Source organism: Asticcacaulis sp. YBE204 (genome assembly GCF_000495855.1).
Classification (GTDB): Bacteria; Pseudomonadota; Alphaproteobacteria; order Caulobacterales; family Caulobacteraceae; genus Asticcacaulis.
In genome coordinates this window covers 323,950-347,195 of sequence record NZ_AWGF01000004.1, presented here as the reverse complement: position 1 = coordinate 347,195, position 23,246 = coordinate 323,950, and the positions used below count along the sequence as shown (strand labels likewise).

General features: G+C 62.4%; 24 protein-coding genes and 1 other RNA gene. 5 read left to right on the top strand and 20 right to left on the bottom strand.

Going from position 1 to position 23,246, the window contains the following annotated elements; all coding sequences use genetic code 11:
- The first annotated feature begins 60 nt into the window (after window positions 1-60).
- From AEYBE204_RS28710 to AEYBE204_RS28700, 3 genes are all read left to right on the top strand, one after another.
- Window positions 61-1,752 carry an ABC transporter ATP-binding protein/permease gene (locus AEYBE204_RS28710; protein ID WP_023461928.1) on the top strand — a complete coding sequence of 564 codons (1,692 nt, stop codon included), beginning with the start codon at window positions 61-63 and terminating at the stop codon, window positions 1,750-1,752.
- Entirely contained in the window at window positions 1,749-3,323 is a 1,575-nt protein-coding gene (locus tag AEYBE204_RS28705; RefSeq protein WP_023461927.1) for an ATP-binding cassette domain-containing protein, read from the top strand. Before AEYBE204_RS28710 ends, AEYBE204_RS28705 begins: the two co-directional genes overlap by 4 nt.
- A gap of 156 nt (window positions 3,324-3,479) precedes the next feature.
- On the top strand, window positions 3,480-4,337 hold the full coding sequence (locus AEYBE204_RS28700) for an isoaspartyl peptidase/L-asparaginase family protein (RefSeq protein WP_023461926.1): 858 nt from the start codon (window positions 3,480-3,482) through the stop codon (window positions 4,335-4,337).
- Between the two features lie 135 nt (window positions 4,338-4,472).
- On the opposite strand, the gene murD is transcribed toward AEYBE204_RS28700, so the two are convergent.
- The 8 genes from murD to AEYBE204_RS28660 form a co-directional block, all read right to left on the bottom strand.
- On the bottom strand, window positions 4,473-5,882 hold the full coding sequence (gene murD / locus AEYBE204_RS28695) for a UDP-N-acetylmuramoyl-L-alanine--D-glutamate ligase (protein WP_023461925.1): 1,410 nt from the start codon (window positions 5,880-5,882) through the stop codon (window positions 4,473-4,475).
- Between the two features lie 139 nt (window positions 5,883-6,021).
- Window positions 6,022-7,131 carry a phospho-N-acetylmuramoyl-pentapeptide-transferase gene (gene mraY, locus AEYBE204_RS28690; RefSeq protein WP_023461924.1) on the bottom strand — a complete coding sequence of 370 codons (1,110 nt, stop codon included), beginning with the start codon at window positions 7,129-7,131 and terminating at the stop codon, window positions 6,022-6,024.
- Between the two features lie 8 nt (window positions 7,132-7,139).
- Entirely contained in the window at window positions 7,140-8,534 is a 1,395-nt protein-coding gene (gene murF, locus AEYBE204_RS28685) for a UDP-N-acetylmuramoyl-tripeptide--D-alanyl-D-alanine ligase (RefSeq protein ID WP_023461923.1), read from the bottom strand.
- Between the two features lie 117 nt (window positions 8,535-8,651).
- Window positions 8,652-10,118, bottom strand: coding sequence for a UDP-N-acetylmuramoyl-L-alanyl-D-glutamate--2,6-diaminopimelate ligase (locus tag AEYBE204_RS28680; RefSeq protein WP_023461922.1), 1,467 nt, complete (start codon window positions 10,116-10,118; stop codon window positions 8,652-8,654).
- 33 nt (window positions 10,119-10,151) lie between these two features.
- Window positions 10,152-11,957 carry a penicillin-binding protein 2 gene (locus AEYBE204_RS28675; RefSeq protein ID WP_023461921.1) on the bottom strand — a complete coding sequence of 602 codons (1,806 nt, stop codon included), beginning with the start codon at window positions 11,955-11,957 and terminating at the stop codon, window positions 10,152-10,154.
- A 169-nt stretch (window positions 11,958-12,126) separates the two neighbouring features.
- Window positions 12,127-12,561: a hypothetical protein gene (locus AEYBE204_RS28670; RefSeq protein WP_023461920.1), complete on the bottom strand. Its 435-nt coding sequence runs from the start codon at window positions 12,559-12,561 to the stop codon at window positions 12,127-12,129.
- Complete coding sequence (gene rsmH, locus AEYBE204_RS28665) at window positions 12,558-13,544, bottom strand: 16S rRNA (cytosine(1402)-N(4))-methyltransferase RsmH (RefSeq protein WP_023461919.1); 987 nt, start codon at window positions 13,542-13,544, stop codon at window positions 12,558-12,560. Before rsmH ends, AEYBE204_RS28670 begins: the two co-directional genes overlap by 4 nt.
- Window positions 13,541-13,993, bottom strand: coding sequence for a division/cell wall cluster transcriptional repressor MraZ (locus tag AEYBE204_RS28660; RefSeq protein ID WP_023461918.1), 453 nt, complete (start codon window positions 13,991-13,993; stop codon window positions 13,541-13,543). The genes rsmH and AEYBE204_RS28660 overlap by 4 nt, the downstream gene beginning before the upstream one ends.
- 373 nt (window positions 13,994-14,366) lie before the next feature.
- Between AEYBE204_RS28660 and AEYBE204_RS28655 the strand changes: the two genes are divergently transcribed.
- Window positions 14,367-14,657, top strand: coding sequence for a putative quinol monooxygenase (locus tag AEYBE204_RS28655; RefSeq protein ID WP_023461917.1), 291 nt, complete (start codon window positions 14,367-14,369; stop codon window positions 14,655-14,657).
- Here the strand turns inward: AEYBE204_RS28655 and AEYBE204_RS40695 are convergent, their stop codons facing one another.
- From AEYBE204_RS40695 to AEYBE204_RS28630, 8 genes are all read right to left on the bottom strand, one after another.
- Window positions 14,658-14,795, bottom strand: a complete 138-nt coding sequence (locus tag AEYBE204_RS40695) for a type II toxin-antitoxin system RelE/ParE family toxin (RefSeq protein ID WP_023461916.1) — start codon at window positions 14,793-14,795, stop codon at window positions 14,658-14,660. It abuts the gene before it with no gap.
- A 122-nt stretch (window positions 14,796-14,917) separates the two neighbouring features.
- Complete coding sequence (locus AEYBE204_RS40685) at window positions 14,918-15,091, bottom strand: hypothetical protein (RefSeq protein WP_023461914.1); 174 nt, start codon at window positions 15,089-15,091, stop codon at window positions 14,918-14,920.
- Window positions 15,092-15,127: 36 nt separating this feature from the next.
- An RNA gene (gene rnpB / locus AEYBE204_RS39490) (RNase P RNA component class A) lies at window positions 15,128-15,504 on the bottom strand.
- Between the two features lie 133 nt (window positions 15,505-15,637).
- Window positions 15,638-16,015, bottom strand: a complete 378-nt coding sequence (locus tag AEYBE204_RS28645) for a hypothetical protein (protein ID WP_023461913.1) — start codon at window positions 16,013-16,015, stop codon at window positions 15,638-15,640.
- Window positions 16,016-16,019: 4 nt separating this feature from the next.
- Window positions 16,020-16,376, bottom strand: coding sequence for a hypothetical protein (locus tag AEYBE204_RS28640; RefSeq protein WP_023461912.1), 357 nt, complete (start codon window positions 16,374-16,376; stop codon window positions 16,020-16,022).
- A 3-nt stretch (window positions 16,377-16,379) separates the two neighbouring features.
- The gene (locus tag AEYBE204_RS28635) at window positions 16,380-17,117 is read right to left on the bottom strand and encodes an N-acetylmuramoyl-L-alanine amidase (RefSeq protein WP_023461911.1); all 738 of its coding nucleotides are present in this window, start codon (window positions 17,115-17,117) and stop codon (window positions 16,380-16,382) included.
- A gap of 72 nt (window positions 17,118-17,189) precedes the next feature.
- Window positions 17,190-17,438, bottom strand: coding sequence for a hypothetical protein (locus AEYBE204_RS0120140; protein WP_023461910.1), 249 nt, complete (start codon window positions 17,436-17,438; stop codon window positions 17,190-17,192).
- A 217-nt stretch (window positions 17,439-17,655) separates the two neighbouring features.
- Window positions 17,656-18,330 carry a DnaJ family molecular chaperone gene (locus AEYBE204_RS28630; RefSeq protein WP_023461909.1) on the bottom strand — a complete coding sequence of 225 codons (675 nt, stop codon included), beginning with the start codon at window positions 18,328-18,330 and terminating at the stop codon, window positions 17,656-17,658.
- 147 nt (window positions 18,331-18,477) lie between these two features.
- On the opposite strand from AEYBE204_RS28630, the gene AEYBE204_RS39470 reads away from it, so the two are divergent.
- Window positions 18,478-19,209 (top strand): hypothetical protein, encoded by a 732-nt coding sequence (locus AEYBE204_RS39470; RefSeq protein WP_155908312.1) that lies wholly within the window; start codon window positions 18,478-18,480, stop codon window positions 19,207-19,209.
- A 1-nt stretch (window position 19,210) separates the two neighbouring features.
- Here the strand turns inward: AEYBE204_RS39470 and AEYBE204_RS0120130 are convergent, their stop codons facing one another.
- The 4 genes from AEYBE204_RS0120130 to metH form a co-directional block, all read right to left on the bottom strand.
- Window positions 19,211-19,486, bottom strand: a complete 276-nt coding sequence (locus tag AEYBE204_RS0120130; RefSeq protein WP_031230310.1) for a type II toxin-antitoxin system RelE/ParE family toxin — start codon at window positions 19,484-19,486, stop codon at window positions 19,211-19,213.
- Complete coding sequence (locus tag AEYBE204_RS28625; RefSeq protein WP_023461906.1) at window positions 19,486-19,719, bottom strand: CopG family ribbon-helix-helix protein; 234 nt, start codon at window positions 19,717-19,719, stop codon at window positions 19,486-19,488. The genes AEYBE204_RS0120130 and AEYBE204_RS28625 overlap by 1 nt, the downstream gene beginning before the upstream one ends.
- 100 nt (window positions 19,720-19,819) lie before the next feature.
- On the bottom strand, window positions 19,820-20,440 hold the full coding sequence (locus AEYBE204_RS28620; protein WP_023461905.1) for a DUF4272 domain-containing protein: 621 nt from the start codon (window positions 20,438-20,440) through the stop codon (window positions 19,820-19,822).
- A 142-nt stretch (window positions 20,441-20,582) separates the two neighbouring features.
- Entirely contained in the window at window positions 20,583-23,246 is a 2,664-nt protein-coding gene (gene metH, locus AEYBE204_RS28615) for a methionine synthase (protein WP_023461904.1), read from the bottom strand.

Sequence of the window (23,246 nt, the reverse complement as noted above, 5' to 3'; positions counted from 1 at the left end):
ATAGCTAAGTGAAGCTGAGCGCTCTATACGCCTGTGAAGACTGAGACCCTATCGTACCAAATGTCGCACCCTGCCCCTGCCTCGAATGAGACCGCCACCTATGCCGCCAAAGCGTTGCGTCAGGCCGTGGGCGCGCGCCTGAAACTATGGGCGATACCGGCCAAAAGACAAGTCACACTTGTGCTATGCCTGGAAATTGTTGCGGTATTATGTGCCGCCGGTTTCGCTATCGGACTGGCTTTGACGCTGGGTGATGTGCGCAATGGCGCGCTCCCGGTTTTGGGTCTGTTGCTGATCGTGATAAGCGTCGGTCTGCGCGCCGGAATTTCCTATTTTAGTCAGTTTGTTACAGCATCTGCCGCGCGCACGATCATCGAGGCCTTGCGCCTTGCTCTGATCGAAAAAGCCCTGTCCGGGCGCGGCCTGAGCGGGTCGCAGATGCACCGCATGACGCCCTTTTTCGAGCATAGCGAGGCGCTGGAAGGCTATTATGCGCGCTTTTTACCAGCGCGACGCGCGTCGAGCCTGACGCCGCTGATCGTCATCCTGATGGTCGCCATCGTGTCGCCCGCCGCCGCTCTGATCCTGCTGTTCACCCTGTGTCCCTTTGTCACACTGATGGCCCTGTCCGGCATGGCGACGGCGGCGGAATCGCGGCGGCAACTGGATGCCCTGACGCGTCTGTCGGCCCTGTTCGCCGACCGCCTGAAGCACCTGCCGCTGATCACCGCCTTCGCACAGGGCGAGGCCCAGACCAAAAAGGTCCGCTTTGCTGCCCGCGACGTGTCGGAACGTACGCTGTCCGTGTTGCGCATGGCCTTCAGCGGTTCGTCGGTGCTGGAGTTTTTCGCGGCGATTTCGGTGGCGCTGGTCGCCGTCTATTGCGGCTTTTCGCTGCTGGGCTTGCTGCCGTTCGCCGTCCCCGTCGCGCTCGATTTCCGCTACGATCCGTTCGTGTCCGCGTTCATCGCGCTTACCCTAGCCCCGGAAGTCTATGCGCCGCTGCGCCGCCTCAGCGCCGCCTATCACGAAGAACAACAGGCGCGCGCCGCCACAGAAGCGATCATGCAGATGGAATCGGCGCTGGAAACACCCGTCCTGACGTCGGTGACGCTAGACGGCGCGCCAGAGATAGGTTTCGACGCCGTCAGCGCCGCGTTTGATCAGGATACCATCTTCGCACCGGTCAGCTTCACCGCGCCTGCCGGATCGGTCACAGCCTTGCTGGGGGAGTCAGGGTCCGGTAAATCGACCCTGCTGCGTCTGTTGTTGGGGGCCTCCCCGGCATCCGGTCTGCGTTACGACGGCAAGATCACCGTCGGCGGACAGGGGCTGACACCCGCGCACGACCTGTCGCCGTCGCTGGCGTGGATGTCGCAGCATACGCCGATCCTCACCGGCACATTGAGCGACAATCTGCGCCTGTCGCATCCGACCGCCACCGATGCCGAGGTCGCCACCGTCATTGACCTGTGCGGCCTGAACGACCTCGTCACAGCGCGCGGCAATACGCCGTTCAACGACCGCGGCTCCGGCCTGTCGGGCGGCGAGCGGCGGCGCATCGGTCTGGCCCGCGCCCTGCTCAAGCCCGCGCCCCTATTGCTGCTCGATGAACCCACGGCCGACCTCGACGAGGCCGCCGAAGACGCCCTGATCGAGGCTCTGTTCAGCGCCATAGCCGGCCGCACGGTGATCGTCGCCACCCACTCGGAAAAACTGGCGGCGCGCGCCGCTCAGGTGGTGCGGTTATGAGCGCGTTCAAGACCTTCTTCGGCGGCGTCAAGGCGTCGTTCCGTACCACCCTGATCGTCGCCTCGCTGTGCGCGGCGGGCGTGTCGGTCGCCGCCGTCACGCTGCTGGGCCTGTCCGGCTGGTTCCTGGCCGGAGCCGCCATCGCCGGGGCGGCGGGCAGCGCGGTCATGCAGGCCTTCAACTATTTGCTGCCGTCGACGGCGATCCGGGCGTTAGCCATCGCCCGCACGGCGCTGCGTTATTTCGAACGCTATCTCGGCCATGCGGCGGCCTTGCGGGCGCTCGCCGATCTGCGCCCGTGGCTGTTCGAGCGCCTGACCCGCGCCGATCCCAAGCTCGCCCTGTCGCTCAGTCGCGGCGAGGCGTCGGCGCGGCTGGTGCAGGACGTCGGGCAGTTAGAAGGCGCGCTGGTCGCCCAAAGCAACTGGGCCTCGGCGCTGGGCGGGCTGATCGCAGCAGTGCTGCTGAACCTGTTTCTGTCGCCGCTAGCCGCCGTGATCTGCATCGCCGGACTGACGGCTTTGGTGGCCGTGACCCACTATCGTTTCCGCCCGCAAACCGGCGCGGGTCAGGCCGAACTGGGGCAGCTTAAACAGGGCCTGTTCGACACCCTCCCTTTCCTGCCCGATATCGCGGCCTATAATCTTAAAGGGCGCTTTCTCGACGGGTTACGCCCGCAGGAAACCGCGCTGAAAGCCGCCCGCGTGGCGCAGGCCCGACGCGAAGGCGTCCCCGCTGCCCTGACCCTGCTGATCATGGCCGCGACCCTGATCCTGATCGTCGTGACACACGTCGCATCGCCCATGCCGATGCTGGCCCTGAGCCTGCTGGTGACGACGGTGGCGTTTGAGTCCACAGGGCCGCTGCTGCGCGCCATGACGCAACAAACCCTGTTCGGTGAAGCCGAAACGCGGGTGGCCGAACTGGGCGATTTACCGGAAGCCGCGCCCCTGCCCAACACCGATCCGGTGCTGGTCTATGACGGGCAGGTCATCGCCCTGGATCGCACCCTGCGTCTGCGTATCGACGGACGCTCCGGCGGCGGCAAGACGCGGCTGATCGAAGCCCTGATCGGTCTGCGCCCTGTCGACGACGTGCCGTATCTGGGGGCCGCGACCACCGCCGACGCACGCCTGTTCGCGCTTTACCCGCAAGACGCGCCGGTGCTGAACAGCACGGTCGGCGACAACCTGCTGATGGGGGTGACGGCGGAAGAGATCGCCGATACCTCGCCCAACGACCTGACGGCGCGCGTCTGGGCGGCATTGGAAGCCGCGCAGTTGAAGACGCGTGTTGCGGCGATGAAAGACGGCTTGCACACCTGGATCGGCGATGGTGGGATCACACTGTCGGGCGGCGAGCGCAAGCGATTAAGCCTCGCCCGTGCCCTGTTGCGGACCGCGCCCATCCTGGTGCTGGATGAACCGACCGAGGGGCTCGATCCGGCAACCGAAGCCGCTGTAGTGACGGCGATTGAGGCGCATCTGAGTGCGACCGGTCAGGGGTTGATCCTGATCAGCCATCGAATGGCTCCCCGCAAACTCTGCCCGAATGTGTTGGTCATCAAGTAAGATACCCCACCACCCCGGCATAGCCAGGGAGGAGTAAGAATCTCCCTCCTCCCTATCGAGCATTAGCGAGATGGGGAGGTGGCGGCGAAGCCGACGGAGGGGTATCTTTCTTTTTTCGTTTCAATTAAAACCGCCGACGAAATAAGGAGCCCTCCCATGATCGCCTTTGCTCTGCACGGCGGCGCCGGTGCCAAGGCCGGGCGCGACTACGGCGTTGAGATCGCCCATATGCGCGGTCTGGCCAAGATCGCCCGCCACAACCTGCAAAACGGTGCGACCGCGCTCGACGTGGTCACTGAGACCGTGCGCGCCCTGGAAGATTCCGGCCTCTATGTCGCGGGCAAGGGCGCGTCGCCGAACGCGGCTGGCGTCTACGAACTCGACGCCAGCCTGATGAACGGCGCGGATCAGCGCGCCGGTTCGGTCGCGGCTCTGGAAGGATTCAAAAACCCTATCGACGTCGCCCGGGCGGTGATGGAACGCACCCCGCACGTCATGCTGGCCGGGTCAGGCGCGCGCGATTTCGGCCTCAGCCACGGGTTCGAGACGGTCGGCGACGACTATTTCACCCGCGCAGGTGCCTTCGAGTCGAACTATCCGCCGGGGACGCTGGCGCACGGCACCGTCGGTTGCGTCTGCCTCGATTCGCACGGCCATCTGGCAGCGGGTACCTCGACCGCGGGCGTGTTCGGTAAGCTGCCCGGTCGCGTTGGCGACACCCCGGTCATCGGTGCAGGGACCTGGGCCGATGGCAATGCGGCGGTGTCCTGCACCGGTCAGGGCGAGTATTTCCTACGCGTTCAGGCAGCAGCGCAGGCGGCCTTCCGTTTCGGTGCGGGTCAAATCCCCGAACAGGCCTCGGATCAGGTTCTGGCGCAGATGGCCGATATGGGCGGCGAAGGCGGGCTGATCATGGTCACCCGCACCGGCGAAGTCCTGACACCGTTCCGCTCGGCGGGGATGAAGCGCGCGTGGTTCCGGGGTGATGGGGATATTGTGAGCGAGGCGTTTTAGGTTGAAAGCATCACCCCTGATATCAGGGGGGAAACCGGCTTTAGCCGGAGGGGGGTTATACGGTGGTTATTAACCCCACCGTCATTCTCGCAAAAGCTCGAATGCCACCTCCCCTGAAATCAGGGGAGGACCTACTTATCCCGCCGCGACGATGCTCTTGGAAATTTCGGCCACGGCGTCCTTGAACGCATTGCCGCGCGCTTCGAAATCCGTGAACTGGTCCTGCGACGCGCAAGCTGGAGACAACAGCACGATCTCCTCGCGGCCCGACTTTTCCGCCTCGGCATAGGCCTGAGCCACCGCCGTGAACAGATGCCGCGACTGCGTGCAGACCGCCGCCCCGCCGATGGTTTTCTCGAACAGTTCCGCCGCCTCACCGATCAGGAAGGCATGCTTGACGCGCGGGAACAGGTCGGTCAGCTCCTCTATGCCGCCCGCCTTGGCGCGCCCCCCGGCGATCCAGTAAAACGACTCGAAACTCGACATGGCCTGACGCGCGGCGTCGGCATTGGTCGCCTTGGAATCGTTGATGAAGCGCACATTGCGGATGCGCCCGATCTCCTGCATCCGGTGATCGAGACCGGGGAAGCTGTGCAGCCCCGCGACTATGGCCTCATTGCTCAGGCCCAACGCCTTGCACGCCGAAAACGCCGCGCAGGCGTTTTGCCAGTTGTGCCGTCCGGTCAGGGTCCGCACGGTCTTCAGGTCGATGATCTGCCGCGCGCGTTCCGCCGTTGCGTCGTAGATGACGCCGTTCAGCGCATAGACTCCGCGCCCCAGCGTCCGGCGCGACGAAATCGGCACCAGCTTCATCGGGCTGTGGGCGGTCATCTCCGTCACCAGACCCTGCGACCAGTGGTCGTCGGTGCCGATCACCGCCGTCTGCTCCGCCGTCTGGTTCATAAAGATGCGCTTCTTGGCGGCGATATAGCCGTCCATATCGCCGTGCCGGTCGAGGTGGTCGGGCGAGAAGTTCATCAGTACCGCCACGTCCGGACGGAACGACTGCGTCAGGTCAAGCTGATAGCTGGAGGTCTCGATGACGTAGATCGTGCCCGCGTGCATGTCGGGCAAATCGAGGATACCGATGCCGATATTGCCGCCGACATGGACGTCCTTGCCCGCCGCCTTGAGGATGTGGCCGATCAGGGCCGTCGTCGTCGACTTGCCGTTGGTGCCGGTGATGGCGACCGTCTTCGGGCGGCGCGCATCGGGGATAGCGTTGATCGTGCGGGCAAACAACTCGATATCGCCGAGCACCGGGACACCGGCCCCTTGAGCGGCTTTAACCGTCCAGTGCGGCTCGGGATGCGTCAGCGGCACGCCCGGCGACAGCAACAGGGCGTCGATCTCGGACCAGTCGGCGACCTTGAGGTTCTCGATGGTGAAGCCTTCCTTGGAGGCGGCCAGCATCGACTGCGGCTTGTCGTCCCACAGGAGCGGCTCGGCCCCGCCGGCCTTGAGCGCGCGCGCCGCCGTGAGCCCGGACTTGCCCAGACCGAAGATGGCGACACGCTTGCCAGCGAAGCTTTTTACCGGGATCAAACTCGTTCTCCGTGCACTTAAGCACCTCCCCTGATTTCAGGGGAGGGTGGCGCGCAGCGCCGGGTGGGGTTAATCTGACGGTAGTTCCCCCACCCACCGCTTCGCGGTCCCCCCTCCCCGTAAACAGGGAGGGATGATTTTATCTCAACTTCAACGTCGCCAGACCGATCATGGCCAGCATGGCCGCGACGATCCAGAAGCGGATGACGACCGTCGATTCGGCCCAGCCGAGCTTTTCGAAATGGTGGTGGATCGGCGCCATCAGGAAGACCCGCTTGCCGGTCAGCTTGAAATAGCCGATCTGGATCATGACCGACAGAGCTTCGACGACGAACAGGCCGCCGACAATGGCCAGGACGATCTCGTGCTTGGTGGCGACCGCCGCCGCGCCCAGACCGCCGCCCAGAGCCAGCGAACCGGTGTCGCCCATGAAGATCTTAGCCGGCGGGGCGTTATACCACAAAAAGCCCATGCCGCCGCCGATAATGGTGGCGAGGAAGACCGCGACCTCGCCCGAACCCGGCACGAAGTGGACGTTCAGATAGTTGGCGAAAACGTAGTTGCCGACCGCGTAGGCGATGATGCCGAAGGTGCCCGCCGCAATCATCACCGGCACGATGGCCAGCCCGTCGAGGCCGTCGGTCATGTTGACGGCGTTCGACGCCCCCACGATCACGACCGCCGCAAACACGATGTAGAAATAACCCAGATCGAACAGGACGTTCTTGAAGATCGGCACGGCCAGAGAGGTCGACAGACCCGACGAGGTCGGCGACTGCGGCGCGAAAAAGATCAGCAGGGCCACAGCGATGCCCGCCACGATGAACTGCACGATAAGCTTCTGCGGCCCGGTGATCCCGGCGGAGGACTGCTTGGTCACCTTGGCGTAGTCGTCGGCAAAGCCCAGAAGACCGAAGATCATGGTGACCCCCAGCACGACCCAGACGGTGACGCTGCGCAGGTCGCACCACAGGAGCGTCCCCACCAGAATCCCGGCCAGGATCATCAGGCCGCCCATGGTCGGCGTGCCCTTCTTGGTCAGCAGGTGGCTTTGCGGGCCATCTTCGCGGATCGGCTGGCCCTTGCCCTGACGGGCGCGCATCCAGCGGATGAAGCGCGACCCCATGGCGACCGCGACGATATAGGAGGTCACCAGTGCGAGGCCGACCCGGACGGTCTGATACTTCAGCAGGTTGAGCAGCGGCCAGTGTTCGACGCCCGCAAGCTGCTCATAGAGAAAATAAAACATCCGGAACCTTATATACCCAGTAGCGTTTTGGCGATCAGCCCGGCTTTCGAGCCGTTGGACCCCTTTATCATAACAAGATCGCCCGTGCGCAAGGCCGATTTGAGCGGATCGATCAATTCCGCCGCACTTTGCGCATAGGCACCGCGCACTGACTCCGGGAGGACGGCCCACAGATGCGCCATGCGCGGTCCGGCGAGGAAAACTTTGTCGATACCGTTGGCGGCGATGACGTGGGCGAGACCGGCGTGCAGAGCAGCTTCGTCGGGGCCCAGTTCCAGCATGTCGGTCAGGACGACGACCTTGCGCCCGCCGACGGGGATGTCGCGCGCGCCGAGAGCCCCAAGCGTCGCCGCCATCGACATAGGATTGGCGTTATAGCTTTCGTCGATCAGGGTGATCTCGCCGCCGGTATCGAGGCGCAACGAATGGCTGGCCCCGCGCCCGTCGAGCACGGCGAAGGCCTCCAGCGCTTGCAGGGTCGTGGCGGTCTCGACATCGAGCGCCTCGGCCATCAGCAGAACGGCCATGGCGTTGAGCGCCTGATGCTTGCCGGTGTGAGCCAGCGTAAAGCGGATATCGTGGCCACGGAAATGGGCGGTGACCTGCGCCTTGCCGTCGATCAGGCGATGGTCGAGCAACCGCGCGTCCGAGCCTTCCGCTTCACCGAAGGCGGCGACTTTCGCACCCGACTCTTCGGCGCGGGCTTTTAACTCGTCGAACCACGCATTGTCGGCATTGAGGATGGCCAGACCGCCGTATTTCAGACCATCGAAGATCTCGGCCTTGGCCTTCATGACCCCCAGTTCACCGTCGGGGAAGTTTTCGGTATGGACCGCGCCCACCGTGGTGATGATCACCGCGTCGGGCTCGACAAACTCAGCCAGAGGCGTGATCTCGTCGGCGTGGTTCATGCCGATTTCGAACACGGCGCGCATCGTATCGGCGGGCATCCGGGCCAGAGTCAGCGGCACACCGATATGGTTGTTGAAGCTCTTGACCGCCGAATGGGCCTTACCCGCCTGTTTCAGCGCCGCCATGACCATCTGGGTGACGGAGGTCTTGCCGACGCTGCCGGTCACCGCGCCGCGTTTGGCAGGCGCACGGTTGCGGGCATAGACACCAAGCTGTTCCAGCGCTTTCAGCACGTCGGGGACCAGCAGGCACGGCCCGCCCTCGACGGGTTTGCGCGTGATGGCGGCGACCGCGCCCTGCGCGAAGGCCTGCGGCACGAAGTCGTGGCCGTCGCGCTCGCCGCTCAGGGCGAGGAACAGGTCGCCGGGCTGAACTTGACGGCTGTCGAAGGTGATGCCGGTGATGCGCAACGCACCCGGTTCGTCGGTCAAACCCGTAAAGGTTCCGCCGGTGGCCTGAAGCAGTTCGTATCCGGTCCAGAGTGGTGTCATTTGAGCTCCTCCCCTCTCCCGAGGGGGAGAGGGTGGCGCAAAGCGCCGGGTGAGGGGGAGTCACGGGCACCTATGCAGGCCCCCTCACCCCAACCCTCTCCCCACAGGGAGAGGGGGTTATTGGTTCAATGCTTCCTGCACTACACCGGCGTCGTCGAAAGGCAAGACCTTTCCCGCGACGATCTGGCCCTGTTCGTGGCCCTTGCCCGCCACGACCAGCACGTCGCCCGTCTTGAGCGAGGCCACGGCCTCGAAGATCGCCGCGCGGCGATCGCCGATCTCCAGCACGTTCGACGATTGCGTCCCGGCCAGACCGGCCATGATCTGGGCGCGGATCGTCGCCGGGTCTTCGGAGCGCGGATTATCGTCGGTGACGATGACACGGTCGGACAGGCGCTCGGCGATACCGCCCATCTGAGGCCGCTTGCCGGTATCACGGTCGCCGCCGCAGCCGAAGACGCAGACCAGACGGCCCTGCGTGTGCGGGCGCAGCGCCTTGAGCACCGTTTCCAGACCGTCCGGCGTGTGGGCGTAGTCGACATAGACCTCGGCGCCGTTCGATTTCGCGCCAACACGCTCCAGCCGCCCCCGCGCCCCCTTGAGATCGGCCAGCGCATGGATCACCGCGTCGATATTCTCGCCCGCCGCCAGACACAGGCCCGCCGCGACCAGCGCGTTCGACGCTTGAAACAGACCGGCAAGACCGAGTTTCACCTCGAACGACCGGCCCTGATAGTCGAGATAGAGGATCTGCCCGTCCACGGTCAGGTCGCGGTGCGTCAGGGTCAGGTGCTGCCCGCGCTCGCCGACGCTCATCACCGACGCGCCCGACGTGATCGCCGAGGCCGCAAAGGCGTTATAGGCATCTGAGTCGGCGTTCAAAACCGCCGTGCGGCCGCGTGGCAGAAGCTGCTCGAACAGGCGCAGCTTGGCGACCTTATAGGCCTCCATCGTCGCGTGGTAGTCGAGGTGGTCCTGCGTCAGGTTGGTGAAGCCCGCCGCCGCCAGCGTCACCCCGTCCAGACGCCGCTGATCGATGCCGTGCGAGGAGGCTTCCAGCGCCACGTGGGTCACGCCCTGATGCGCCAGATCGGCCATATATTTCGCCACGTCCGCCGCGTCCGGCGTGGTCAGGCCCGGCGGGGTGATGGCGTGTTCGGCGGCCCCGTTCTGGGTGACGATCCCCAGCGTCCCCATGCTGGCCGAGACGTAACCCATATGGGCGAACATCTGACGGCAGAAGGTGGCGACGCTCGTCTTCCCATTGGTGCCGGTGATCGCGACGCAGGTCTTGGGCTGCGCGCCGTAGAAGGTCTTGGCCGCCAGCGCATAGGCGCGACGCACGTCGTAAGCGGTCAGGATATTGTTGGCGGTGCCGAGCGGCGTGTCTTCGGGCGCGAGGATGGCGGCGGCCCCGGCGCTCAGGGCTTGCGGGATGAACTCACGACCGTCGCGCGCCGACCCCGGCAGGGCGCAGAACAGCGTGCCTTTGCCCACCTTGCGGCTGTCGGCGGTCACGCCGGTTACTTCCGGATCGAAGTCCAGATCGCGCCGCAAAATGTCCGATAAGCGTAAGCCGCCCATAGCACCCGATTCCTGTCCCGATACGCTCATTTACTAATGCCCCGCCGCCACCGGCACGGCATGGCCCGCCACGACCCCGCCGGTCTGTTCTTCCGGCATGACCTGGGCCTTGACCCATTCGTTGTCGGAAAACTTGTCTTCCTTACGCGCCACATTGAGGAAGGGCGCGATGCGGTCGATGACCCGGCCCACCACGGGGGCGGCGACCCAGCCACCGGTGCGCAGACCGTGGGTCTCCGTATTGCCCTTCGGCTCGTCGACCATGATCATGACCATGTAGCGGTCGTCCTCGATATTGCCGTCGGTCGGGAAGACCGCGACGAAGGACGACAAAAGTTTGGAACGGTCGTAGCGGCCGCCGATGACCTTTTCCGCCGAACCGGTCTTGCCGCCGACGCGCAGACCGGGCGCATTGGCCTTGCCGCCCGTCCCCTTGAGGACGTTGACGCGCATCAGGTCGAGCATCTGCCGCGACGTATTGGCCGAGAAGACGCGCTCGCCTCTCAGCGGCGAGGTGCCGTCGTACTTGCGCAGCGTGAAGGGCCGCAGATAGCCGCCGTTCATCGTCGCCGCCGCCGCCTGAGCGTAGGACAGGGGCGAAATCGACATGCCGTGCCCGAACGAGCTGGAGGCCAGCGAATCTTTGGACCACTTCTTCGGCACTAGCGGCGACGCCGTTTCGGCCAGTTCGATGTCGGCGGCGCGGAACAGGCCGAGCGAATTGTAGAACTTGGTCATGGTTTCGACGCCGACGCTTTCGGCCATCAGGGTCGTGCCGATGTTCGACGAAACAAGGAAGACGTCTTCCAGCGTCATCAGGCGGTTTTCGGCGTGATAGTCCGAAATCTTGCGCTTGCCGATGCTGTAGGGCGTGCGCGCGTCATAGACCGAGTTGAGCGAGGCGCTGCCGGACTCAAGCCCGATGGCGACCGACAGGACCTTGAACACCGAACCGACCTCGAAGACCGAATTAGTGACGCGGTTGAGCTTGTTATTATCGGCATAGCGGCCCGCGGCGTTCGGATCGAATTCCGGCCACGACGCCATGGCGATCACCTCGCCCGTGCGGACATTGGTGACCAGGCCGATGGCGCCCTTGGCTTCCTGGGCCATCGCTACACCACGCAGTTCATTCTCCAGCGCGCCCTGCACCCTCAGGTCCATCGCCAGCATGAAGGGCGTGCCGGAACCGGCGATCTGATCCTGGAAGGCGCGCTCTGCCCCGGCGAGGCCTTTGCCCGCGCGCTCGGTCATGCCGATGTAGAAGCCGCCCGTTTCGCCGAGCGGATAACCGCGCACACGCTGCGGCTCGAAACCGATGCCCGGCAGGCCGTAGCTGAGGATGCGCGCCTTGTCCGACGGCTTGAGCCAGCGCATGACCATGGTGCGGCTGTCGCCATTGATCGCCGCTTCCAGCGTGTCGCGCGGCACGTCGGGCAGAAGCTGGATCAGGGCGCGCTTCACCAGAGGCCGGTCGGCGGCCATGATGTCGGTCGGGTCGATGAACAGGTCGAAATTGGAAATGTCGGTGGCCAGCATCTGGCCGTTACGATCGACGATATCGGCGCGCGCATCGGCGGGCAGGCCCAGATCAACGCCGCCATGCCCGCCGGACACCGCCGCCTTGATGGCGAACCCGGCCAGCACGACGTAGATCACCCCCATGACCATGAGGATGAAGAAGATGCGCATCCGCGCGCTCGACAGGCGCTCGCCGGTGACGGCATTGGCGCGCTCAAAGGCGTGTTCGACCTTCCACATGCGGTCGGCGACCCACTGAACGCCCGAGGCGGTCGAGTCGAGGAAGGACATGCGGTAGGCTTTCTGACCGTATTTCATCGGGCACCCTCCGTCATGGAATCCCCTCGCCCCATTGGGGAGAGGGTGGCGCAAAGCGCCGGGTGAGGGGGAGTCTCACAAACGACAAGAGTTACGTGGGGCCGCGCCCCCCTCACCCTAGCCCTCTCCCCCACGGGGAGAGGGGACAATAGTGCGGCCTCAAAAACACTCATTCCCCGGCTCCCTTCGCGACAGGGACCTCGACCGGTGCGGTGGCTTCTTCGGCGACCACAGGCGCGGCCACAACCTCGGTCTTCTTACCGACGACCTCAGGCCTCGACACCGAACGCGAAATCTCGACCAGATTGTCGAGCTTGGCTTCGCGTTCCGGCGACCCCGGCTTCATGCCCAGATAGGCCTTGGCCAAAGCCTCGATGCGCGCGGGCTGCTCCAGCGCGGCGACCTTCACCTTGAGCGACTTGATGGCCTCTTCCTGCGCCGCGATATTCTTGTTGATATCGTTGAGACGCGCGACCTCCTGCCCTTCCTTGACCTTGGACAGGCAGACCCAGAAGATCATGCCGAGCGCCAGAGCCAGACCAATGGCTTCGACAAGACGGAAGCCGCGCACGCGGCGATCGAACAGACGCATCAGTTTATTCATCTGACGGACCTCCGGGAGGTTGGGGACGCTTTACTATTTGCCAGAAGTGGCGGGTTCTCGGTACGGCGAGCGGCCCGTAACTTGGCCGACCGCGCGCGGGGATTGGTTTTCAGTTCCTCGTCCGACGGCGCGATGGCTTTGGTCGAGATCAGCTTGTAGGTCGGTTCCGGCCCTTTCTGGACCTGCGGGGCGTAGCGCGATCCCGCCGGCAGGCGTCCGGCCCGCTCGGTCAGGAAGGTCTTGACCATGCGGTCTTCCAGCGAATGGAAGGTCACCACGGCCAGTACGCCCTCGGGCTTCAGAAGCGTCTCCGACACCTCCAGCGCCGTTTCCAGTTCGCCAAGCTCATCGTTCACCGCGATGCGCAGAGCCTGAAAGGTCTTGGTCGCCGGATGGACCTTGTCACCCCGGCGGCCGCCGACGGCCTTTTCGACCACGGCGGCGAGATCGAGCGTCCGCTCGAACAGGGCCTCGGCCCGGCGGCGAACGATGGCGGCGGCGATGGCGCGCGAGCGGTGCTCTTCGCCATAAAGCCAGATGACGTGGGCGATATCGACCTCGGCCCAGTCATTGACGATGTCCGCCGCGCTCAGGCCGTCAACCGCCATGCGCATGTCCAGCGGACCGTCGCGCATGAACGAGAAGCCGCGGTCGGCCTCATCGAGCTGCATCGACGACACGCCGATATCGGCCACGATCCCGTCGACGACATCGACACCCAGATCGGCCAGACCGTCCTTCATTTCCGAGAAGGGACGATTGACGAAGCGGAAAGCCTCGGGGAATTCGGCAGACACCGATTCCACATAAGGCCCGACCCGTGCGTCGCGGTCAAAAGCGATAACCTGCGCCCCCGCGTTCAGGAAGGCGCGCGTATAACCGCCTGCCCCGAAGGTGGCATCGACAATCAACTTCCCGTTAAGGTTACCGAAAACGGTTAACACCTCGTTTAAAAGAACCGAGATATGCGGCGCTGCACTCATAGGCCCAACTCCGCGAACAGACCCGATAAATCGCCGTCCTGCTGAGCCAGATGAGCGGCATAGGCGTCGGGGTTCCATATCTGGAAACGATCGTAAAGCCCGGTCAGCAAGACGGCCTCGCGGATATTGAACTGCTCGCACAGGGCGTCCGGCAGGGTCACCCGCCCCGCCGTATCGAACGACAGGCGTGACATGCCTGAATAGATGCGTGCTTCAAGACCGCGGCGCGCCGCTGATCCGAAGGGCTGCGCGTCGATCAGCGTCTTATAATGACTGAAAAATTCCGCCCCGCCGCACTCCAGGCAACCGAGCGTCTTCATGGCGAAACAATAGACGCCGTCGAAGCTGTCGATACCCTCGAACGGAACCAGTGCGGCCGCACGGAAGTCCTGCGGGACCAGAAGTCTCCGCTTCGCATCAAGCTGCTTCTCATGCGTCGAGAGAAACACCTCTTCGCTCCGGGCCGAAACCCGCTCCCTGTGTTACCGAAAAAAGCCGAACCGGACCGCCCGGTGCGCCACCGCTGAACGGCAATAGGGTTAACACGGGATGAATTGGGACGCAATGACTCTGACCGACACTTTACGCCTCTATAGCGATAATTAATCGAATTTAAACAAGGGGATGGAACATAGGCGGAACATGTTAATATAGCGGTAACAGACCCTAACGAAGGGTTACCTAAGTCCTTTCAAATGATTAACGAAATCGTTGCTGACAGGACCTGTCCGGGCGGGTGATAAGTCTGTGGACAAGCGATTCGTTATCCACATATTTATCCACAAACGCTTTTTCCGGGACAAAATCCCACGGAGACCATCCATGTACGGACTGATCGGCAATTTCACCGCGCAACCGGGCCAGCGTAACGAATTGATAAGCCTGATGACGGCCAGCGTCAGCGCCCTGCCCGGCTGCCTGAGCTATGTCGTGGCCAAGGACCCGAACGACGCCGACAAAATCTGGATCACCGAGGTGTGGGATAGTGCCGACAGCCACAAGGCGTCGCTGCATATCCCCGCCGTGGCCGAAACGATCAAGAAGGCCATGCCGCTGATCGCGGGCTTCGGCGACCATATCGTGACCGAACCGGTCGGCGGATTTGGGATATGATCAGCGGCTTTGCACGCCGTGCCAGATGCGGAGAATATCTACCCGCTCCGCAGAATGACGATAGACAATGACATAAGGCCAGACGCTGGTCAGTTCGCGCGTACCCGCCACCAGACCGGGACGCCCGCGCTCCGGCATGATTTAGGCGGCAATCAACTCAACAGCCATGCGCGAGGCCGCGTAAGGATTATCTTGCCCGATATAATCGCGAATAACCTGAAGATCGTCGATGGCCTCATCGGAAAAAATAACCTGCATCATTAGATGCTTTTGGGCACGGGCTTTTCGTTGTCGGTGCCCCAGGAAAGCAACCAATCCCTCACCTGCTCATAAGGCACGGAGCGCCCGTCATCTATGGATTGCACACCGGCTTTTACCGCCTCGATGAATTCAGCGTCTTCGGCAACAATGATTTGTACTTCGGCTTTCGGCATAACCAAAGCCTAACATATTTATCGGCAAGTGCCAATTGGATCAGATGGCCTGTAAGCCGGGTTCTGTTCGGGGCTTTCGCCCTCTGGCGATCATTCATCTTGGCCGCACATCGCTGTGCGGCTCACGCAACCTACCCGAACGTGCTGGGGCGGTAATACCCTGTCGGTTGCCCGACGCGCCGTTCCTATTTGGTCTTGCTTCTGGCGAGGCTTGCCGTGCCGCTTCCGTTACCGGTCGCGCGGTGCGCTCTTACCGCACCGTTTCACCCTTACCGGGCTGACGCCCGGCGGTCTGTTTTCTGTGGCGCTATCTCTGGGGTCGCCCCCGGCGGGCATTACCCGCCGCCATATTACCGTGAAGCCCGGACTTTCCTCAGGATATCGAAATATCCCGCGACCGCCCGGCCATCTGATCCGCGCCCCTTGTGCGCAGAAAGCGGCGTGAAATCAAGCCTTAGAGCGATATGCCGAAAAGTGTGAGCGGTTTTCGGCTATAATATCGCGACAAAACAAAAAATTAGAGCGGAATGACGATTCTATCTAACGTCATTCCGCTCTAGGTTTGGCGAACAGCTTCAAGCCTGCCGCCAGCGATATCCCCAGCCAGCCGAGCATGGTCAGTACACCGCCTGTCGGTGCCAGTTGCGGCAGGAGCGGCGCCCCGCGCATCACCCGCGAACAGATGTCGGCGGCAAAGATGCCGCTGCCGACGACCAGCAGCAAAAGCGTATTGAGCTTGAACGTCGGGCTCATGAACGTCGATTGCACCAAAGCGATGGTCACCGCCGCATGGAACAGCAGCATCAGGCCCGCCGAACCGAGGCGCGGATCGGCATGGCTGCCTGCCGCCAGCAGGGTCACCCCGACAAAGCCCCACAGGCCCGACAGCAGAAGAAAAACCAAATCCCAACGCTCAGATTTCATAACCCTACTCCTCGAAAGGCACGTTCATCGCTCGCAAACCGTCACGTGCGCGTTGCGCATAAAGTTCGGCCTCCGCCTCAGACAAGGCCTTTCCTTCCGGAAAGTTCACCGTATAGGTTGTCGGAAAAAACTGAATACCCGCGTCGCCATCCAGAAGTTCGCCGCCGAACGCCACGGTAATGTCAGGACCGATGTAGATCACCGCGCCCAGCCCCTTGACATAGACCTGCCAACCTTCGGGGCTTTCGTAGTGGTGTGCGTTTGGTTTGCGCGTTTTGGCTCGGGACATGATCACCCCGGTAAATACAACAAACAGCGAACATGCCACGGCAAATAGCGCAATAATCAAGGCCGTATTCATTACTTACCCCTCCAGTAATGTGACATGACGTAGCAGAGCCATCAGGCGCACCCGTGTCAAGGCGTCCGCCAGACCGTCCACACGCGATTGCACCCAATGCCGCTGAAACGCCGTGACGATAGCCTTGGTTTCCGCGTCGTACGGTCCGCCAGGCAGGATATCGTAACCGAGCTTGCCCAGCGCCCCTTGCAAGGCGAACACGCCCGGCCCGGTATCACCGATATCGAGCGGCGGCCCCATGACGCCTTCCGGCGGCAAGGTTGGCTCGACCCACAGACCATGCCCGGCCTCGGCCAGCACCGCCCACGGAAAACGCTCTCCGGGGTCTTGTTTGCGCGCCGGGGCGACGTCGGAATGACCCAAGATGCGGTGGTCGGGGATATCCCAGCGTTGACGGATGCCGTCGAGCAGCTCGATCACCGCGTCGATCTGAGCCGCCGGAAAGTCGCGATAGCCGAATTCATGCCCCGGATTGACGATCTCGATGCCGATCGAGGCGCTGTTGATATCGCGCTCGCCTTTCCAGACCGAGACACCGGCGTGCCACGCGCGGCGCTCTTCCTCGACGAGCTGATAGACCGTCCCGTCCTCGTCGACGCAGTAGTGGGCCGAAACCTCCGCCGCCGGATCGCACATCCGGTCGAGCGCCGCCTTGGCCGTTTCCATGCCGGTATAGTGCAGCACCGCCATGTCTGGCGGCGATTTGCGCGCATTGAAATTCGGCGACGGCAGGGCAATCATTAGGGCATCCGGAAACAAAAAAGCCCCGGCGTCATAGCAGGGGCTTTTGCAGAATCAAAGCGTTAAGAAGGCTTAATAGACTTCCCACGTCGAACCATTCTTGCGCGCTTCCAGCACACCGTCATCTTTTTTGGCTTGCTTGTCGCGGTTGATGACCACGCGGATCGGCTTGCGCGTAAAGATCGCCGTCAGGGCCATCAGGCCGACGCCGATCGCGGCCAGCACCGCCATGATTCCGGCGAATACCACCGCCAGCGCGATACCGGCCAGCGAGACGAGACCGATCACGGTCATTATGAAAACGTGCTTGAGTCTGGCCATAGCGTTTCTCCTGCGAAGACGCGCCCACGGATGCGGGCTGGAAAAGCTTCCGAAAAGGGTTTTCAAATCGGTCATGGCCGAATGCCTCTACTAACGCCATGCGGTTACTGCACTGCACTACATCAGATTGTCACGAATAAGGCATTCGTCAACCGGCGACACCCTGTTAAGACAACTTTTTTATCTTTTATTAAGCCTGTTATCGTTTGCAGCCGATTTACGCGGCTCGCTCACGACGTATCTGATCATAGGCCTCGTTAATTTTTGCCGCCTTCGCCGTATAGATTTCGACATATTCCGGCGGCAAGCCGCGCGCGACGATGCGGTCCGGGTGGAACTCGCTTAGTTGCGCGTTGCGGGCGACGCGGATTTCATGGTCCGCCGCCGCCGGGCTCAGCCCCAGAATATGGTACGGATCATCGGCATCCGGCGCGACATAACCCGCGCGAATGCGGCGATAGGTGGCGCGCTTGATCTCGAACAGGTCCGACACGGTCTCCAGATAGGTCTCTTCCTGATCGGTCAGATGCCCGTCGGACACGGCGATGTGGAACAGGCCTTCCAGCACGTCCTCAAGGATTTGTGGACACTGCGAATAACGCTTGGCCAGACGGCGGGCATAGGATTCGAAGCCGAGGCTGGTCTGACGCGCCAGATCGTAGAGCCGCAGCACATTGTCGTAGGCCCCGCGTTCGGGCTGAAAGACGTCGAAAAAGGCCTGCTGCTCCGTATCGTCGGCCAGGCCGTCGGCCATGGCCAATTTCGCACCCAAGGCCGTCACCGCCGTTGCAAACGCAGGATCGCGGCCCGGCGGCCCCTTGGGGCAGTCAGGACAGTCGGCCGGGTCGAAAGACTTCACCGCCATCTGGGCCAGATTTTTCCAGAAAGACATTCTCTACCTCTGCCATGCAGCTTAGACGAAATCATGGCGGTTTTCCCTTTAAGTTTTTGTAAGGCGCGTAAAAATTAGATAAAACGCCATTTTGCCGCATTTCCCTGTATGATCAGCAAGGATTTTACTTTTGACGGAACCTGCACCTTGAAAATGTCTTCGGCGATTTCGACCCTTCTGATCTCCGGTCTTGTGGCCGCTCCTGTTTTTGCGCAGACCGACGACGGCCCGATTTCGACCAATGTCACCGGCATCAAGGAGCAGCTGATCCGCACCCCGGTCATCGCCGATGCGCCCGCCGACGACTTCAACCGCGTCGCCTGGTGCCACGGCGCCTTGTCCGGACATATGGACCTCGCCGAAAAGATCACCTCGGTCGAGCCGCTCAGCGAGGACATGCAGAAGATCGGCGCGTCTTATCTGCGCGCCTATGAGGCCTCGCTGACCCTGTCAAAAAAGGGCGAAGCCAAGGAAGGCCGCGACAGCGCCGAGGCCGCCCGTGAAAAGGGCTTCGACGGCTGGGAAGAAGCCCGTCAGGCCGCCGCCGACAAGGAAGGACGCGGCAAGGCGGCAGGTGCCTATGTCAACTGGTCGCTGCCCGGCGATTGCGAACGGGCCGCCATCGCACTTTCGGGGCATCCGGACATCTTCAAGGAAATGCAGACCGAGGAAGAGGCCAAGATCATCGCCGAGGCGCTGAAACCCTCAGCCGAGCGTCAGAAGCTGGACGTCCATAAGGAAAAGACCGCCACGGTCGCGCCCACAGACGACAAGGAAGCCATCGGTCGCGCCGTCGCCAAGGCCGAGCCCAAGGAAAAAGGCAACTGGGCGTCGGGGCTGATGAGCAAGATCGGCTGGGGCAAGAAGGATGGCGAGTAGGTTAGCGGTTTTCGCGCACATGCCAGATACGTAGGATCACGATCGTGTCCGCCATGACTTCATAGTGCAATTCATAATCGCCGACGAGCAAGGCCCGCACTTCCCGTGAGCCGTACCTTTCCACACGCGGGGCGATGTTCGGAAATTCGATTAGTCGTTCTACCGCCGCTATAATGGCGCGAATGCGACGGCTTGCTGTATCCGGGGCGGCATCTTTAAGGAAATCATGCAAGCGTGACAGGTCACGTTGAGAGGACGAGAGCCAACGAATCCGCATCAGTCGAGGCCATCTGCCCAGCGTTTAATATCTTCGTGTTCAACGAACCGACCCTCGTCAACTTCTTTCAAAGCCTCAAGAATCATCTGGTGGCGACGCTCTTCCAGACGAAGCCAATCGTGCAGCGCCTGTTTGACGATCCAACCGCGTGGACGCTCCAGCCTCTCGGCAGCGGCATCAACGGCCTCGGCCATTTCCGTAGGAAGGTGGGTCGTTACAACGCGCGTACTCATGATCTTCCTGTGGTTAATTCTACAACCGAGCTGGTTTAAAATATCACCAGTTCGGTTTAAATCAAACTGATTTAAACCGATTAAACCATATAAACTCCGATTACGTATCCGTTTGAACGTCGTCCCAGTCGTCGTCTTCGTAACAGATCAGCCAGTTGAGCGCGTGGTGGCGTTCACGAACCACGCCGCCGTGCAGCCCGTTGGAGGCCCCTTCCCGCACTGCCCAGTGTGCGCGATAGATCAGGTCGGCCTGATCGAGGATATCCGCCGCCTCTCGATGCCCGATGCGCGTCAGGTCCGGATGGCTGAACGACTCCCAGTACTCCAGCACGTCTTCGGCATGAGTTTCCTCTTCGGGAAACCACAGATCGGCGTAAAGCCCGATCGCCCAGGCCAGCGGCACGATAGCCTCGATCCGCCAACTAAACTTTATGCCGTCAGTTTCCACCACCTTGCCCGATTGCAGAAATTCGCGCTCATCCGGTGTCAGATGCGGATCGAGTTTCCAGCGCGCCACGAACGGCAGGACCGGATCGGTCTGCCCGACAAACGCCGCCCGCGCCACGGCGGTCAGGCACAGGATGCGCCGAACGATGGCTTCGCCTGAGCGGATGGTGGTGTCTTCGACGGTCTCGATTTCCGGCAGGCTGTCGAGGACGGGCAGCCCCCTCGCCTTCAGGATTTTGATCGAGCGTTGTTTGCGGTCTTCGGCTTCGTTCATTAAATCCCTTCCCTTCGCCCCTACGGGGTATAGCGTTAACGAAAGTATAGCTTTCGCAAGCGTTGGGTGCCGCGAAGCGGCGGATGAGGGGGCTGCGGCCTTTCCCCCTCACCCCAGCCCTCTCCCCGCAGGGGAGAGGGGGTTATTGAGGAATATAATTCAATATCGGCGAAAGCCACCGCTCGGCCTCATCGACGGTCCAGCCCTTGCGGCGGGCATAGTCCTCGACCTGATCCTTTTCGATCTTGCCGACTCCGAAATAGTGCGCCTTCGGATGGGCGAAATACATACCCGACACAGACGCCGGGGGCGTCATAGCCAAGCTTTCGGTCAGTTCCATACCCGTGCGGTCGCGCGCATCGAGCAGGTCGAACAGAGTCCATTTTTCCGTATGATCCGGCTGGGCCGGATAGCCGGGTGCCGGGCGGATGCCCTTGTACTGTTCGGCGATCAGGCCCGCCACGTCGAGGTCTTCGTCTGCCGCATAGCCCCACAGTTCGCGCCGGACCTTTTTGTGCAGCGCTTCGGCGAAGGCCTCGGCCAGACGGTCGGCCAGAGCCGTCGACAGGATGGCGTTATAATCGTCACCCGCCGCCTTGAACTTGTGCGCGATTTCCATCTCACCGTGGCCTGCGGTGACGGCGAAACCGCCGATCCAGTCGAGCGTGCCTTTCGGCGCGATGAAGTCGCTCAGCGCCGTATTGTTCTGGCCTTCGCGGGTCTTCTTCATCTGCTGACGCAGGGTGTGGAACTTGGCGATGACCTCGGTCCGCGTCTCGTCGGCATAGACCTCGATATCGTCGTGTTCGTCGGCATTGGCGGGCCAGAAGCCGACGACGCCGCGCGCCTCGAACCACTTTTCCTCAAGGATCTGCGCCAGCATTTCGCGGGCGTCCTTGTACAGGCCCCGCGCCGCCTCGCCGACGATCTCATCGTCGAGAATATCGGGGAAACGCCCGGCCAGCTCCCACGTCGCGAAGAACGGCGTCCAGTCGATATGGTCGGCCAGATCGTGCAAATCATACGGCGAGAATGTCTTCAAACCCAGGAAGGACGGCGCGACGGGCGCTTCGGCATCCCAGTCGATGACGAACTTCTTCGAACGCGCCTCAGGCAGATCCGAGCGCGGCTTGGTGTCGCCCTTGCCGTAGGCAATGCGCACCTTGTCGTAATCGGCCTTGGTATCGGCGACGAACTGCGTCTTGTCAGTCTCGCTGAGGAGTTGCGACACGACGCCCACGGCGCGCGAGGCATCCAGCACATAAACGACCTGATCGTTATGATAGCCGGGCTCGATCTTGACCGCCGTATGGGTTTTAGAGGTCGTCGCCCCGCCGATCAGCAGCGGGATATCGAAGCCCTGACGCTGCATTTCACGCGCCACAAAGACCATCTCGTCGAGCGACGGCGTGATCAGGCCGCTGAGGCCGATCATATCGACCTTGTGTTCTTTCGCTTCGGCTAAAATACGGTCGGCAGGCACCATGACCCCAAGGTCGATGACCTCGTAATTGTTACATTGCAGAACCACGCCGACGATGTTCTTGCCGATATCGTGGACATCGCCCTTGACGGTGGCCATCAGGATCTTGCCCGCCGCCTGATAGGTGCCGCCGGCGGCGACGTGCGCCTCCTTTTCGGCCTCCATATAGGGCATTAGCCAGGCCACGGCCTGCTTCATGACGCGGGCGGATTTAACCACCTGCGGCAGGAACATCTTGCCCGCCCCGAACAGGTCGCCGACGACGTTCATCCCGGCCATCAGCGGCCCTTCGATGACGTGCAGCGGGCGTTCGGCCTGCAAACGGGCCTCTTCGGTATCGACGTCAATGAATTCGGTGATGCCGTTGACCAGTGCGTGTTTCAGGCGCTCCTCGACCGTGCCTTCGCGCCAGACGAGGTTGACCACCGGCGCCTCGCCCTTGACGCCCTTATATTTGGGTGCCAGATCGACCAGCCATTCGGTGTTCGAGACATTATGCCGCTGCGGCCGATTGAGGATGACGTCCTCGACCGCCTGACGCAGTTCCGGGTCGATATCGTCATAAACCGGCAGGTCGCCCGCGTTGACGATGCCCATGTCCATGCCCGCCTTGATGGCGTAGTAGAGGAACACGCTGTGGATCGCCCGGCGCACGGGTTCATTGCCGCGGAACGAGAACGAAACGTTCGACACCCCGCCCGAAATGCGCGCGTAAGGCAGGGTTTCCTTGATCTTGCGCGTACCTTCGATGAAATCGACGGCGTAGTTGTCGTGTTCCTCGATCCCCGTCGCCACCGCGAAGATGTTGGGGTCGAAGATGATGTCTTCCGGCGGGAAACCGACCTCATTGACGAGGATATTGTAGGCGCGCGTGCAGATTTCGATCTTGCGCGCCGCCGTGTCCGCCTGCCCCACCTCGTCGAAGGCCATGACCACCACCGCCGCGCCGTATTTCAGGCATTCGCGGGCATGGTGCTTGAAGGCGGCGATCCCTTCCTTCATCGAGATCGAATTGACGATGGCCTTGCCCTGAACGCACTTCAGACCGGCCTCGATGACTTCCCATTTCGACGAATCGATCATCACCGGCACGCGGGCGATATCGGGCTCGGCCGCCAGCAGGTTCAGGAACGTCGTCATGGCCTTGACCGCGTCGAGCAGGCCTTCGTCCATATTGATGTCGATGACCTGCGCCCCGGCCTCGACCTGCTGACGCGCGACGTCGAGCGCGGCGGTATAGTTGCCCTCGACGATCAGCTTTTTGAACCTGGCGGAACCGGTGACGTTAGTGCGTTCGCCGATATTGATAAATGTAGGAAGCAT